The following is an 11720-nucleotide window of genomic DNA, read 5'->3' as shown; positions in this document are numbered from 1 at the left end:
CATCACGCTTATCGGGACTAGCTCTGGTCGGCGCCGAAAAAAGGATAAGCGGGACGAACACCCGCTTCCGCCGCCACAACATCCAGGGTGGGAACGAATTCGTTAGCGCATGCGAATGACAGCAGTGAGCGCTACTGATTGAAGTCCTTCAGAAATTTGACCCTTGGTTTCTTGCTGGGAAGCTGTGGCCTAGGCAGGCTGGCATCGAATAGATGCAGGGTTTGCCCGTCGCGATCCAGGGCCTCCAGCGCATAGCGCACCAAGCCAATCAGTGCCTGGTTGAGGCTGCCATCGACGGATTTCTTCAGTAATCGATGCAGATCTTTCGGGAGGGCGATCTGGACGAACTCGAATTCCCCACGCGGCAGTCGGCCATGGATCTTCACTGTTCGGTCGCGATCGCGGAATGCCGTGTGATAAGTCACAGCTGGGGTTGTCGGGGTCTCCCCAATGGACGTTTCCCGGCCCTCGGTGATGAGCTGTTCCCACGGCGGGGCATCTTCAGGCTCTTCGTAAGGATCACTGATACCGCAATCCTCCTGAGAGTTCTCTGAGGGATCCGGTGCTCCGGACAGCGCCTGCAGCAAGTGCAAAGAGCCGGTCTTGTTGCTGAGGATGACGGCATCGTGGGCTTCCTTGGCCCGCGGATACTTCTTTAGCCAGCGATAGAAGGTTTGTTCGGTGATGCCATGGCGGCGGCATACCTCCCGCTTGATTCTCTTGCCGTTTAAACCTTCGGCAAGGATCTGGACGATTTCTTGAAGCGTATGTTGTTTGCGGGGCATGGGCTGTCTCGTTCCTGCCTAACATTTCGGCCGCTCAAGGATTGCCCTCTAACCCTAACATGCTAGGCTTGTTGATGCGATGTGATTGGCCTACTATCCGTGACATCCCGGCTGACTCTGGAAGCCCGACATGTCAAAGGACGCGCAGCCGACCGCGCAAATCATTCGCTTCGAACCCCGCGATTTGATGACCTGGGAGGAGGTGCGTGCCTGCGGCTTGGGTCCCATTCCACCGGATGCCGCCGAAGCGATCGACGGCTACCACGAAGGGCTGGCCCCGGTCGTGGAGCTGCATTGCTTTAGGTCGATCCGACTACGGCGCGATTGCTGACGACAATCATGCCCCTGAAGGGACCATGCGATGAATGAAGCCCTCTATTCAGCGATCCATGATCGGTGGCCGAAGATCCTGGCCCCGAACGGCAAGAAGGTTTCGCTCCAGATCGAAGCTGGGTGGAATACCTTGCTCGACGAGCTATGCGAGCAGTTGCAGCACTACACGGATCACGAAGGCGCCCCGCAAGTGGAGGCGCATCAGATCAAGGAAAAGTTCGGCGGGCTGCGTTTCTATATCGGTCAAGCCAGCGCGAGCCAACATGCCTTGATCCGCTTTGCTGAAGGCCTGTCCTACCGGACTTGCGAAACATGCGGAGCTGTTGGCGAGCTCTACAAGACGAAGCGAAATTGGTTCACGACCAAATGCCACGCGCATACGCCTCAAGGCGCCACACCGGCAGTGCTGGAGGACGCTTCGTGTCGAATCACGGTCTGGCTTCCGACCCCTGAGATACGCAAGCAAGATGGGGAATGAAATCGGTTCGTGGCTGGCCTGTAATCCGCTTGGCTATGCCGAGCGTGTAAATCGGTTTCGACCCGAGACCCGCGTTCGACCCCGATTTGATCATGGAGATCTGACCATGACAGACAGCAATATCTGGATTTGCTGAGGCGGGCGGTACATGGCCGAGGATGACGCGGATTTCAATCATCGGCGCTGGTTTGCAGACACGCCAACAGCGCTCATTGCCAAGCACGATGTCGAAGGGATTGATCGGTCACGTCTGCGGTTGGACACGTACGAAGACGGTGGTCACGACCATAGCCTTGGTCCGGAAGCCGTTGCGGAGTTCCGGGCCGCGCTTGGAGTGAAGACCCTTTAGCGGGTGAGCGGAACGTGGCGCCTCGTTGTCTTAGACCCCAGCGCCTGGCTCTGTGGTCAGAGGCCCTTTAGTGCGGTGCTTCAAGCAAGGCCGAAGGAGGAACGCGAAGTGCTTCGGCCAGGCGGTAGATGTTGAGCAGGGCAATGTTGCGTTGGCCGCGCTCGATGCCGCCGACATAACTGCGGGCCAGCCCGCTTTCTAGGGCGAGGCGCTCCTGAGACCACGCCTTGGCCTTCCTTAACTGAATCAGGCGCTGGCCAAAAAGCTCCAGCGGGTCGACGGATTTCTTGGCCGGTCTGGGCATGCCCGGATGCTAGGTGTGCCCGCATTATCCGGCCACGCGATATAAGAGCACGTCCTATAAGTGACATAATGGGTGGAAACGCTTAGAATTGAAGTCGGTGGAACATTTCGAGTCACCTCGACCAGTTAAGCCGAAATTCCAACGCTGCAAACGCAAGGAACTCGCATGAGCTACGGACCTGATTTCAATGCTGGTTGGGCTAGCGCCAGAGCCTCCGCAGAATGGGACAAGATCTGGCAAGCCCGTTGGGATCACATGCGCGCGTCTGGCGTCGATCCGGTTCGCGGCTTCGCGGACCTCTGGATCTTTTGCTTCATCATCTGCGGTACTGCTGTTGCAGTTTATGGCGTCAGGGAATGGATCCATGACATGCCGTTCTTTCTCCATCACGTATGGATCAAGAACGCAGTGTATTGGACTGTCGGACTGTGTTCTTACAGTCTTCTCTTCGTACTACGTGAATTCATTCGAATCTTGATGCAGGTGGCATTCCTCGCATTTCTTGTCTGGATGGCGTGTAGTTTTGTTTTCGCGATGCTCTAGTTTGTTCGTATTCATCACGCACTCATGCGATCTGCACAATGCGTCTCCAGAACGAGCAAAATTAAGCCGATCTAGTTTTAATCAGACCGACCTGATCTCAAGATAGACGCCGTAGAAATTGATCGAAGCCGTTGTACTAATCGTGCCGGACGGATACTCAACTCCACCTCGCGCTTGGTGATCGGGAGTGGCAGCGTTCGTGGTGCTGCTGGCTAAAGAGGTTTAGGTGGGTGGTCTAAGACTGCCAGATTTTTAGGCATTTGAGAGTAGGGCGCCATATGCCAAAAAAATCCAGCATATGGCGCCGAGATACCACCCTCTCTTCAATACAAGCAGGCCGATCCGCTCGCCAACGACGAGCTTGCAGTATTACCTATACCACCGGAGAGAGTTCAGAGATCGGCCCTCTTTGGCTTGCGCGGTTGCGTCCGCGCTTTCGAATTGTTGCCGTTTCGAGGGACGGCCGCGTTTTTTCGGGGGCCGGGGTAAAGTTGCAATGCGCCCAGAGCGCATCCATTCCAGTACCTCATCTTCATCCCACAATAAACGTCTGCCTCCAGGCAGCTTGAAATGGCGCGGGAGTAAGTGACGGTACCTTTTCGCAGTTGCATAAGTACGGACGGTCGTTACAGTTAGTGCGAGCAAGATCGCAATTTGTTCGGTCGTGAGCGTGCGAGGCAGCTTCGACTCAGTGTTGATGCTCATTTTTAGCCCTCAGCTGATGCGCGAGGGAGGGCTGCGGCAGGGCCGCGCGGAAGCTGCCGCTATGCCCGGCCAGGCCGCGGAGGGCGTTCTTGGCCGGCCACAGGCCAGCGAGGAGTATTCAAGACATGCGCCGCCGACATCAAGGCGACAAGTCCTGGAGCAAGCCACGACCGGATAGGCGGTGGTGCCACTTCGACGACAATAATCGTCATGCCAGCCAGAAAAGCGGCTGCGAGGAAAACGAACGATGACGCCATTAGCGGCATCCCAGCCAGCGGCACCGTCTCTATCAATGTCTGGGTCAGGACGATGCCCAAGATGCCTGCAATCGCCGCGACGGCCAGCAAGATGTAGATCCGCTTGCGGTGCAAGTCGAACTTTTGTCGGACAGGGACGAGAGCGGCCTCGAGCGTAAGACTGGCCTGCCGTTTTGGATCGGCTGGTGTTCTATTATTGGGGCGATCAGTTCCGCTCATTGCCGCTACGAATAACAACGACAAGCGGCGTACGTCAACTAGAAAAAATCGCTTTGAATCGCTTGGGCCACTCTTGGGCCATCGGTATACAAAAACAGCTCTGAATCGTTATTCATTACGATTCAGAGCTGTTCGTATAACCCGCTGATGTGGCGGGAAAACAGTGGTCGGGGAGACAGGATTCGAACCTGCGACCTCTACGTCCCGAACGTAGCGCTCTACCAGGCTGAGCTACACCCCGACGGCAGAACGGCGCATTTTAGGGGTCGAGGGCAGTCCGGGCAAGTGGGCGCGCGGCCGGCCGGCTAAACTAGGCGCCTCACGCGAGCCGGAGTTCCACGCTTGATCAAGCCCCGCACCCCGCCCGGCGTCATGGAGCTGCTGCCCCGCGACCAGATCGCCTTCCAGCGCATGCTGGACGCGATCCGCGGCGGCTTCGAGCGCTTCGGCTTCCTGCCGGTGGAAACCCCGGTGATGGAGCTGTCCGAGGTGCTGCTGACCAAGACCGGCGGCGAGACCGAGCGGCAGGTGTATTTCGTGCAATCGACCGGGGCCCTGGAAAAGCAGGACGAGGGTCGGCCCGAACTGGCGTTGCGCTTCGACCTGACCGTGCCGCTGGCGCGCTACGTCGCCGAACACGAGCACGAACTGGCGTTTCCCTTCCGCCGCTACCAGATGCAGCGCGTGTACCGCGGCGAACGCGCCCAGCGCGGGCGCTTCCGCGAGTTCTACCAGTGCGACATCGACGTGATCGGCAAGGACGCGCTGTCGCCGCGCTTCGACGCCGAGATCCCGGCGGTGATCGCCGCGGTGTTCGACGCGCTCGCCATCGGCGATTTCACCATCCAGCTCAACCACCGCAAGCTGCTGCGCGGCTTCTTCGAAGGGCAGGGCATCGAAGGCGAGCGACAGATGCTGGTCCTGCGCGAACTCGACAAGCTCGACAAGCGCGGCCAAGACGCGGTGCGCGCGACGCTGGCGGGCGATGGCTTCGGGCTTTCGGCCGAGGTGGTCGACAAGTTGATGGCGTTCTCGCGGGTGCATTCCAACGGACATGCCGATGCGCTGGCCAAGCTCGATGCGCTCGGTAGTGGCACGCTGCTGTTCGAGGAAGGCCGCGACGAATTGCGCGCGATCCTCGATCAACTCAAGGCGCTGGGCGTCTCCGAGAACCGCTACGCGATCAACCTGTCGATCGCGCGCGGACTCGACTACTACACCGGCGTGGTCTACGAAACGACATTGAATGCGTACCCGCAAATCGGTTCGATCTGCTCCGGCGGCCGTTACGACGATCTCGCCGGCCACTACACCAAGTCAAAACTGCCTGGCGTCGGCATTTCCATCGGCCTGACTCGCCTGTTCTACCAGCTGCGCGAAGCCGGCCTGGTCGCCACTGCCGACAGCTCGGTCGACGTGCTGGTCGCGCTGATGGACGACGCGATGCTCGCCGATGCGCTCGCGCTCTCGCAGCGCCTGCGCGCCGCCGGCATGAACGTGGAAACGCAGCTGGAGCCGCGCAAGCTGGCGAAACAGCTGCAATACGCGAACAAGGCCGGGATCCGCTTCGTCGCCATGCGCGGCGAAGACGAGGCCGCGCGCGGCACGGTCGCGGTCAAGGACCTGCGCCGCGGCGAACAGTTCGAGGCGAACGACGCGGAAATCGCAAACGCATTGCTCAAGGCGAAGGAAACAGGCCACGCATGAAACCGATCCGCCTCGATGGTCGTTCCCTGACCCGCGCGCAGCTGGTCGAAGTCGCGCACGGCGCCAGCGTCGAACTCGATCCCGCCGCGCTGGAAAACGTCGCGCGCGCCGCCGATTTCCTCGCCGGAAAGGTCGAGCAGGGGCAGCCGATCTACGGCGTGTCCACCGGCTTCGGCAGTAATGCCGACAAGCTGCTCGGCGGCAGCGATGCCTCGATTTACGCCAGGCTGCAGCGCAACCTGATCGAAACCCATGCCGTGTGCGTCGGCGAACCGTTCGCGCCGGAAGTGGTGCGCGCGATGCTGTGCATCCGCGTCAACACGCTGTTGCGCGGCCATTCCGGCATCCGCGTGCAGACGCTGCAGGCGCTGGCGGCGATGCTCAACGCAGGCGTGGTGCCGGTGGTGCCGCAGCTCGGGTCGGTCGGCGCCTCGGGCGACCTCGCGCCGCTCTCGCACCTCGCCATCGTGCTGATCGGCGGTGGCGAAGCCTTCTTCGGCGGCGAACGCATGCCCGGTAGCGAAGCCCTGCATCGCGCCGGCCTGCAGCCGGTCGAACTGACGATCAAGGAAGGCCTGGCGTTGAACAACGGTACCGCGCAGATGCTCGCGACCGGCGTGCTCGCGCTGCAGAAACTCGAAGACCTGCTCGATACCGCGGACATCGCGGCGGCAATGACGCTGGACGCGTTCGCCGGGCGACTCGGCGCCTACGCGGAGGAAGTGCACGCGCTGCGCCCGCATCCGGGCCAGGTGCACGTCGCCGCGCGCCTGCGTGCGCTGCTCGCCGGTTCGACCCTGGCCGACATCGCGTACGCGCGCGTGCGCGACAAGAAGGTGCAGCCGCAGGACAGCTATTCGCTGCGCTGCGTGCCGCAGGTGCACGGCGCGGTGCGAGACGCGGTCGCGCAGGCGGCACGCGTGCTCGAGATCGAACTCAACGCGGTCACCGACAATCCGCTGGTGTTCCCCGAGGCGACGGACGCGCCGCTGGATCGCCAGGTGATTTCCGCCGGCCACTTCCACGGCATGCCGCTGGCGCTGGCGATGAGCTACGTCAAGGCCGCGATCCCGGTGCTCGCGTCGATTTCCGAACGCCGCCTCAACAAGCTGGTGGATCCGGCGACCAGCGACGGCCTGCCGGGCTTCCTCGTCGGCAACGAAGACGGCACCGAATCCGGTTTCATGATCGTGCAGTACACCGCCGCGGCCATCGTCAACGACCTCGCCAGCCGCGCGATGCCGGCCACCGTCTATTCGATCCCGACTTCCGCGAACGCCGAGGACCACGTGTCGATGGGTGCGAACGAGGCACGCCACGTGCTGGCGATGGTCGACGACCTCGGCAAGGTGCTGGCGCTGGAACTGATGACCGCCGCGCAGGCGCTGGACCTGCGCGTGCGCATGGTCGAAGGCGAAGCGCATCCGGGGCGCGCCGTCGCCGCAGCGCATGCGGCGATCCGCGAACGCATCGCCTTCCTCGATCGCGATCGAGCGCTCGATGGCGACGTGCGCACCGCACTCGCACTGGTCGACGACGGCAGCGTGCTGGCAGCCGCGCGCGCCGCGGGCTGATGCGTCCGCGCTTCGCCGCATCGATCCTGTTGCTGGCGGCCTGTGCCGGCGCGTCCGCTGGCGAAGACTCATCCTTCGACGTGCTGGTGTTCGGCGATCCGCAGCCGCAGACCGCGGTCGATGTCGATTACTTCCGGCGCGACATCGTCGAGCCGTTGCTCGGGAAACAGCACGCGAAGCTCGGCATTTCGCTGGGCGATATCGCCGCGGACAACCCTTCGCTGTACCCGGCGGTGAAGTTGGCCACCGGCGAACTCGGGATTCCATGGCTGTACGTGCCGGGCAACCACGACATCGATGCCGATGCGACGAGCGATGCGGAATCATTGCGAAGCTTCCATCGTGCATTCGGCGACGACACTTTCCTTCGTCGCACGAAACTCGCGAACTTCATCGGCCTCGACGACGTGATCGCGATGCCGGGCCGGCATCCGGCCTACATCGGCGGCTTCCGTCCGGACCAGTTCGACTTCCTCGAGAAGGCTTTGCCGACGCTGGCCAAGGACAAGTTGCTGGTGATCGCGGTGCATATCCCGCTGTTCGAGGAGCTTGGCCGGGACACGTTCCGCGATGCGGATCGCGAGCGCTTGTTCGCCTTGTTGCAGCCGTTCCCGCACGTGTTGCTGCTGAGCGCGCATTCGCACGCGCAGCGGAACGTGTTCCACGATGCAGCGGATGGCTGGCATGGCGCGGCGCCTCTGCACGAATACAACGTCGGTGCGGCCTGCGGCGCGTACTGGTCCGGGGTGAAGGACGCGAGCGGCATCCCCGACGCGACCATGGCCGACGGCACGCCGAACGGCTACGCGGTGCTCACGCTGAAGCCTGGCGGCGATTACGCGCTGGCCTGGCACAACGCGCGCGATGCGGCGGATTCGCAGATCGGCCTGCACGCACCGAAAGTGCTGCGCCAGGGCGCGTACCCGGCCTGGGGCGTGTACGCGAACGTGTACATGGGCGACGACGATACGCGCGTCGAGTTCCGCGTCGACGGCGGCGAATGGAAGCCGATGAAGAAGGTGCTGCAGCCGGACCCGAACCTGCTCGCCGGGAACGCACGCGACGATGCGGCGGATGCCTTGCGCGGCTACGACCGTTCGCCGGAAGCCGAACCTTCGCCTCACCTGTGGCGAGCCGCGTTGCCGACCGACCTCGCGGCCGGCGAACACACGATCGAAGTGCGCGAATTCGACCGCTGGCGTGGCGAGCAGCGCGCGAAGACGACGTACCGGCTGCAGGATGCCTTGCCATGAGCGGGTCGGCCGACCTGCCGGTCAGGCCGTTCGAGGATGCCGCGGCATTCGAAAAGTGGCTGGAGAAGAACGCTTCGACCGCCGGCCTGTGGCTGAAGATCGCGAAGAAGGATTCGGGAATCGCGTCGGTCACGTATGCCGAGGCGCTGGAGGTGGCGCTGTGCCACGGCTGGATCGACGGGCAGAAGAAGTCGTTCGATGAAAACTGCTTCCTGCAGCGGTTCACCCCGCGCCGCGCGCGCAGCCTGTGGTCGAAGAACAACATCGCCCATGTCGAACGGCTCATCGCCGCCGGGCGGATGCGCGCCGCCGGCCTGAGCGAGGTGGAGGCGGCCAAGGCCGATGGTCGCTGGGACGCCGCCTACCACGGCGCGGCGAAGATGGACGTGCCGCAAGAACTGGCGATCGCGCTGGCGAAGAACCGGAAAGCGAAGGCGTTCTTCGACAAGCTCGACAAAGCCAATCGTTATGCGGTCTGCTGGCGCGTGCAAAGCGCGCTCAAGCCGGAAACGAAGGCCGCGCGGGTGGAAAAGCTGGTGGCGATGCTCGCGCGGGGCGAAAAAATCCACTGACTCGCGGCGACGCAGTCGTGCCCGGGTCAGGGCGACGGCGCGTCGTCCCCACCCGCGTCCGGCTTGGGATGGTCGAGGTCGTCGAGTGGCCACGGATAGGCCACCGTCGGACCGGGCGTCGTTTGCGCGCGCCACGCGGCGAGGCGTTTCCGGATCGCGGCGCCTTCCGAAACCTGCGGATGCGACGGATCGTCGCCTTCCAGTTCTTCCCACGCCTGGATCCGGCCCTGCGCATGGCGGAAGGCTTCGGCGAAATCGATCGTACGGTTGAGGCCTTCGACCAGCCATGCGCGGCCGAAGAAGGTCGCGGTCGAATCCGCGCCGCAGCCGAACGAGGGGCGGTCGCTGCGCGCGGCGGTCATGATCAGCGTGTCGTCGTTTTGCAGGCGCGGGATGAAACCGCCGGAATAGCAGGCGGAAATCGCGATCACGCGGTTGCGGATGCCGGCCTTGCGCAGCACGAAGCGCAGGTCGTCCGGTACCAGTGTGTCATCGACGTAGGGCGGGAAATTCAGCGCCAGCTCGTGGTCATGGGAGCCGTGCATCGTGAGGTAGAGCAGCAGGATGTCTTCGCGCTTGTCCATCTTGCGCGCGACGCCGGTCACCGCGTCGTAGAGGTCGTCGTAGCTCGCGAGCGGCCGGGGCTTCTTGCCGACGCTGTCCGGGTTGCTGACCAGCGTGACCACGCCGCGCGCGTGGAAGCGCGTTCGCATCAACGTCTCGAAATACTCGGTCTCGTTGCGGAACACGTTCTCGGTGCCGTCGCCGGCCACGCCGATGGCGTACAGGTCGATGACGCCGGGGCGTTGCGCAGGCAACGCGGCGACTTCCTTCGCGACCAGCGTCTCGTCGCGGTCGGCGATGGGTTGAACAGCCATTCGGCTGTTAAAAGCGGCGGCCGGATCGATCTTGCGCGAGACTGCGCTCGTCACCAGAGACGCGAGCAGCAGTGCGGCGAGAATTGCATTCCGCCAGAACATGCGCCGTCTCCTCATGGCGCCGCGGCCGCCGGCATCGCCGCGCGCGAGGCGCGCACGCTCATCCATGCGCCCAGCAGCAGTAATCCGACCGCGACCGTCTGGATCCAGTGCGGTTCGGCGCGACCGGCGAGCACCAGCAGCAGCGTCGACAGCAGCGGCGCGAGGTAGGACAGGCTGCCGAGCAGGGCGATGTCGCCGTGCTTGGTGCCGCGATCCCACAGCCGGAACGCGATGCCGGTCGGACCCACGCCCATCGCGACCAGCACCAGCCATTGCGTCGGCGCGATCGTGGTCGCAGGTTCGAACAGCAGGTGCATCGCGATGCCCAGCAGGGAAACGCCGATGCAGGCCGGCACGATGGCCGCGCTGTCCACGTCGGCGAAGCGGCGGTTGAGCACGGAATAGCCGCCCCAGGTGATCGCGGCACAGAACGCGGCGAGGTAGCCGGGCGTGTGCGAAGAGTCGATGGAGAGTCCACGTCCGCCGGTGACAAGCAATGCAGCAGCGGCAAGGCCCAGCAACGCGCCGACGATGTTGCCTGCGCGCAGGCGCACGCCGGGCAACAGGCCCGCGAACAGCACGATCAGCAGCGGCCACAGGTAGTTGATCAGGTTCGCCTCGACCGGCGGCGCGTGCTTGAGCGCGAAGAAATATAGCGCGTGGTAGCCGAACAACGCGAACGTGCTCAAGGCCAGCGCGGCCGGCGGCGCCTGCATCGCGCGCAGACCGGCGGTTCCGGTGCGCGCGGCCCACGTCAGGCCGAACAGCCCGGCGAAGCCGAAGCAGCAGGCCAGTACCAGGAACGGCGGCAGCGCGCCGGTGAGCGTGGTCAGCAGCGCGAGCGACGACCACAAGCCGATCGCGCAGATTCCGCCGAGCGTTGCTTTCCGATCGACGTTGTCGGCCCGGATGTTCACGGATCCAGCAAGTCGGGATCGACCTGGTCGAATCGCTCGATTCGCACGTGTCCGTGCGTGTGTTCGCTGAGGCGCGGTTCAGGATAGTCCTCGCGGCGGTCGACCAGCTTCGTGCGCATCCCGGCTTCGCGCGCGGCGTCGAGTTCGGCGACGACATCGGACAGGAACACCACGTCCTTCGGCAACACGCCGAGCGCATCGGCGATGGCGCGATAACTCGCTGCATCGCGCTTGCCGCCGACTTCGGTATCGAAGAAACCGTCGAACAACGGCGCCAGGTCGCCGGCGTCGGTATGCGAGAACAGCAGTTTTTGTGCCGGCACCGAACCGGAGGAATACACCGCGAGACTGTGCCCGGCCCCGCGCCAGGCGCGCAGCATGGGCGCCACGTCCGGATAGAGCGGGGCGGTGAAATCGCCGTCGCGGTAGCCGGCGTCCCAGACCATGCCCTGCAACGCCTTGAGCGCGGTGTGCTTGCGGTCTTCATCGATCCAGCCCTGCAGCGTCTCGACGATCATGGCGTCCTGGCACATGCCGCCGTTCTCGACCGCGACCATGTCCAGCCAGCGCCGCACCTCGGGCTCATGGCCGTGTTCGCGCACGAATCCGGGCAGCGCCGCGCGCGCGTACGGGAATAGCACGTCCTTGACGAACGAAATGCTGGAAGTCGTGCCTTCGATGTCGGTGAGGATGGTGGTCATTGAGTCGCGAAGTTCCGAGTTGTCATCCTGAGCCGAAGGCGAA

At 63.4% G+C, this 11720-nt stretch carries 13 protein-coding genes and 1 tRNA gene; 8 read left to right on the top strand and 6 right to left on the bottom strand.

Going from position 1 to position 11720, the window contains the following annotated elements; genetic code table 11:
- Positions 1–131: 131 nt before the first annotated feature.
- The gene (locus tag FNZ56_RS04155) at positions 132–785 is read right to left on the bottom strand and encodes a transposase (RefSeq protein ID WP_143878636.1); all 654 of its coding nucleotides are present in this window, start codon (positions 783–785) and stop codon (positions 132–134) included.
- 130 nt (positions 786–915) lie between these two features.
- Here FNZ56_RS04155 and FNZ56_RS04150 point away from each other — a divergent pair, with 130 nt between their 5' ends.
- The 3 genes from FNZ56_RS04150 (at position 916) to FNZ56_RS04140 (ending at position 1945) form a co-directional block, all read left to right on the top strand.
- Complete coding sequence (locus FNZ56_RS04150) at positions 916–1116, top strand: hypothetical protein (protein WP_143878635.1); 201 nt, start codon at positions 916–918, stop codon at positions 1114–1116.
- Positions 1117–1146: 30 nt separating this feature from the next.
- Positions 1147–1596 carry a hypothetical protein gene (locus FNZ56_RS04145; RefSeq protein WP_143878634.1) on the top strand — a complete coding sequence of 150 codons (450 nt, stop codon included), beginning with the start codon at positions 1147–1149 and terminating at the stop codon, positions 1594–1596.
- Between the two features lie 148 nt (positions 1597–1744).
- Positions 1745–1945 carry a hypothetical protein gene (locus tag FNZ56_RS04140; RefSeq protein ID WP_143878633.1) on the top strand — a complete coding sequence of 67 codons (201 nt, stop codon included), beginning with the start codon at positions 1745–1747 and terminating at the stop codon, positions 1943–1945.
- A 67-nt stretch (positions 1946–2012) separates the two neighbouring features.
- Here the strand turns inward: FNZ56_RS04140 and FNZ56_RS04135 are convergent, their stop codons facing one another.
- Positions 2013–2249, bottom strand: a complete 237-nt coding sequence (locus tag FNZ56_RS04135; protein WP_143878632.1) for a helix-turn-helix domain-containing protein — start codon at positions 2247–2249, stop codon at positions 2013–2015.
- A gap of 165 nt (positions 2250–2414) precedes the next feature.
- Between FNZ56_RS04135 and FNZ56_RS04130 the strand changes: the two genes are divergently transcribed.
- Positions 2415–2792 (top strand): hypothetical protein, encoded by a 378-nt coding sequence (locus tag FNZ56_RS04130; RefSeq protein WP_143878631.1) that lies wholly within the window; start codon positions 2415–2417, stop codon positions 2790–2792.
- A 1345-nt stretch (positions 2793–4137) separates the two neighbouring features.
- Here FNZ56_RS04130 and FNZ56_RS04120 read toward each other — a convergent pair.
- Positions 4138–4214, bottom strand: a tRNA-Pro gene (locus FNZ56_RS04120).
- 101 nt (positions 4215–4315) lie between these two features.
- On the opposite strand from FNZ56_RS04120, the gene hisS reads away from it, so the two are divergent.
- From hisS to FNZ56_RS04100, 4 genes are read left to right on the top strand one after another with little or no spacing between them, the layout of a single operon-like run.
- Positions 4316–5680, top strand: a complete 1365-nt coding sequence (hisS, locus tag FNZ56_RS04115; protein ID WP_143878629.1) for a histidine--tRNA ligase — start codon at positions 4316–4318, stop codon at positions 5678–5680.
- Complete coding sequence (gene hutH, locus FNZ56_RS04110; protein ID WP_143878628.1) at positions 5677–7254, top strand: histidine ammonia-lyase; 1578 nt, start codon at positions 5677–5679, stop codon at positions 7252–7254. Before hisS ends, hutH begins: the two co-directional genes overlap by 4 nt.
- Entirely contained in the window at positions 7254–8507 is a 1254-nt protein-coding gene (locus FNZ56_RS04105; protein WP_143878627.1) for a calcineurin-like phosphoesterase C-terminal domain-containing protein, read from the top strand. The genes hutH and FNZ56_RS04105 overlap by 1 nt, the downstream gene beginning before the upstream one ends.
- Complete coding sequence (locus tag FNZ56_RS04100; protein WP_143878626.1) at positions 8504–9079, top strand: YdeI/OmpD-associated family protein; 576 nt, start codon at positions 8504–8506, stop codon at positions 9077–9079. The genes FNZ56_RS04105 and FNZ56_RS04100 overlap by 4 nt, the downstream gene beginning before the upstream one ends.
- Before the next feature lie 26 nt (positions 9080–9105).
- Here FNZ56_RS04100 and FNZ56_RS04095 read toward each other — a convergent pair whose 3' ends face one another.
- The 3 genes from FNZ56_RS04095 to mtnC are packed head-to-tail and all read right to left on the bottom strand — an operon-like array spanning position 9106 to position 11677.
- Positions 9106–10059 (bottom strand): C13 family peptidase, encoded by a 954-nt coding sequence (locus tag FNZ56_RS04095; RefSeq protein ID WP_185970786.1) that lies wholly within the window; start codon positions 10057–10059, stop codon positions 9106–9108.
- Between the two features lie 11 nt (positions 10060–10070).
- On the bottom strand, positions 10071–10976 hold the full coding sequence (yddG, locus tag FNZ56_RS04090; RefSeq protein WP_221933316.1) for an aromatic amino acid exporter YddG: 906 nt from the start codon (positions 10974–10976) through the stop codon (positions 10071–10073).
- Positions 10973–11677: an acireductone synthase gene (gene mtnC, locus FNZ56_RS04085; protein WP_143878624.1), complete on the bottom strand. Its 705-nt coding sequence runs from the start codon at positions 11675–11677 to the stop codon at positions 10973–10975. The genes yddG and mtnC overlap by 4 nt, the downstream gene beginning before the upstream one ends.
- Positions 11678–11720: the final 43 nt, after the last annotated feature.

The organism is Lysobacter lycopersici (genome assembly GCF_007556775.1).
GTDB classification, from domain to species: Bacteria; Pseudomonadota; Gammaproteobacteria; order Xanthomonadales; family Xanthomonadaceae; genus Pseudoluteimonas; species Pseudoluteimonas lycopersici.
The sequence above is the reverse complement of the archived record's forward strand: the minus strand, read 5'-3'. Positions and strand labels throughout refer to the sequence as shown.

Bases quoted from the DNA above. Each gene is read 5' to 3' on its own strand.
- FNZ56_RS04100 (WP_143878626.1), top strand. From the start codon at position 8,504: ATGAGCGGGTCGGCCGACCTGCCGGTCAGGCCGTTCGAGGATGCCGCG.
- FNZ56_RS04135 (WP_143878632.1), bottom strand. From the start codon at position 2,249: ATGCCCAGACCGGCCAAGAAATCCGTCGACCCGCTGGAGCTTTTTGGC.
- hutH (WP_143878628.1), top strand. From the start codon at position 5,677: ATGAAACCGATCCGCCTCGATGGTCGTTCCCTGACCCGCGCGCAGCTG.
- FNZ56_RS04145 (WP_143878634.1), top strand. From the start codon at position 1,147: ATGAATGAAGCCCTCTATTCAGCGATCCATGATCGGTGGCCGAAGATC.
- FNZ56_RS04155 (WP_143878636.1), bottom strand. From the start codon at position 785: ATGCCCCGCAAACAACATACGCTTCAAGAAATCGTCCAGATCCTTGCC.
- FNZ56_RS04140 (WP_143878633.1), top strand. From the start codon at position 1,745: ATGGCCGAGGATGACGCGGATTTCAATCATCGGCGCTGGTTTGCAGAC.
- FNZ56_RS04130 (WP_143878631.1), top strand. From the start codon at position 2,415: ATGAGCTACGGACCTGATTTCAATGCTGGTTGGGCTAGCGCCAGAGCC.
- FNZ56_RS04150 (WP_143878635.1), top strand. From the start codon at position 916: ATGTCAAAGGACGCGCAGCCGACCGCGCAAATCATTCGCTTCGAACCC.
- FNZ56_RS04105 (WP_143878627.1), top strand. From the start codon at position 7,254: ATGCGTCCGCGCTTCGCCGCATCGATCCTGTTGCTGGCGGCCTGTGCC.
- FNZ56_RS04095 (WP_185970786.1), bottom strand. From the start codon at position 10,059: ATGTTCTGGCGGAATGCAATTCTCGCCGCACTGCTGCTCGCGTCTCTG.
- mtnC (WP_143878624.1), bottom strand. From the start codon at position 11,677: ATGACCACCATCCTCACCGACATCGAAGGCACGACTTCCAGCATTTCG.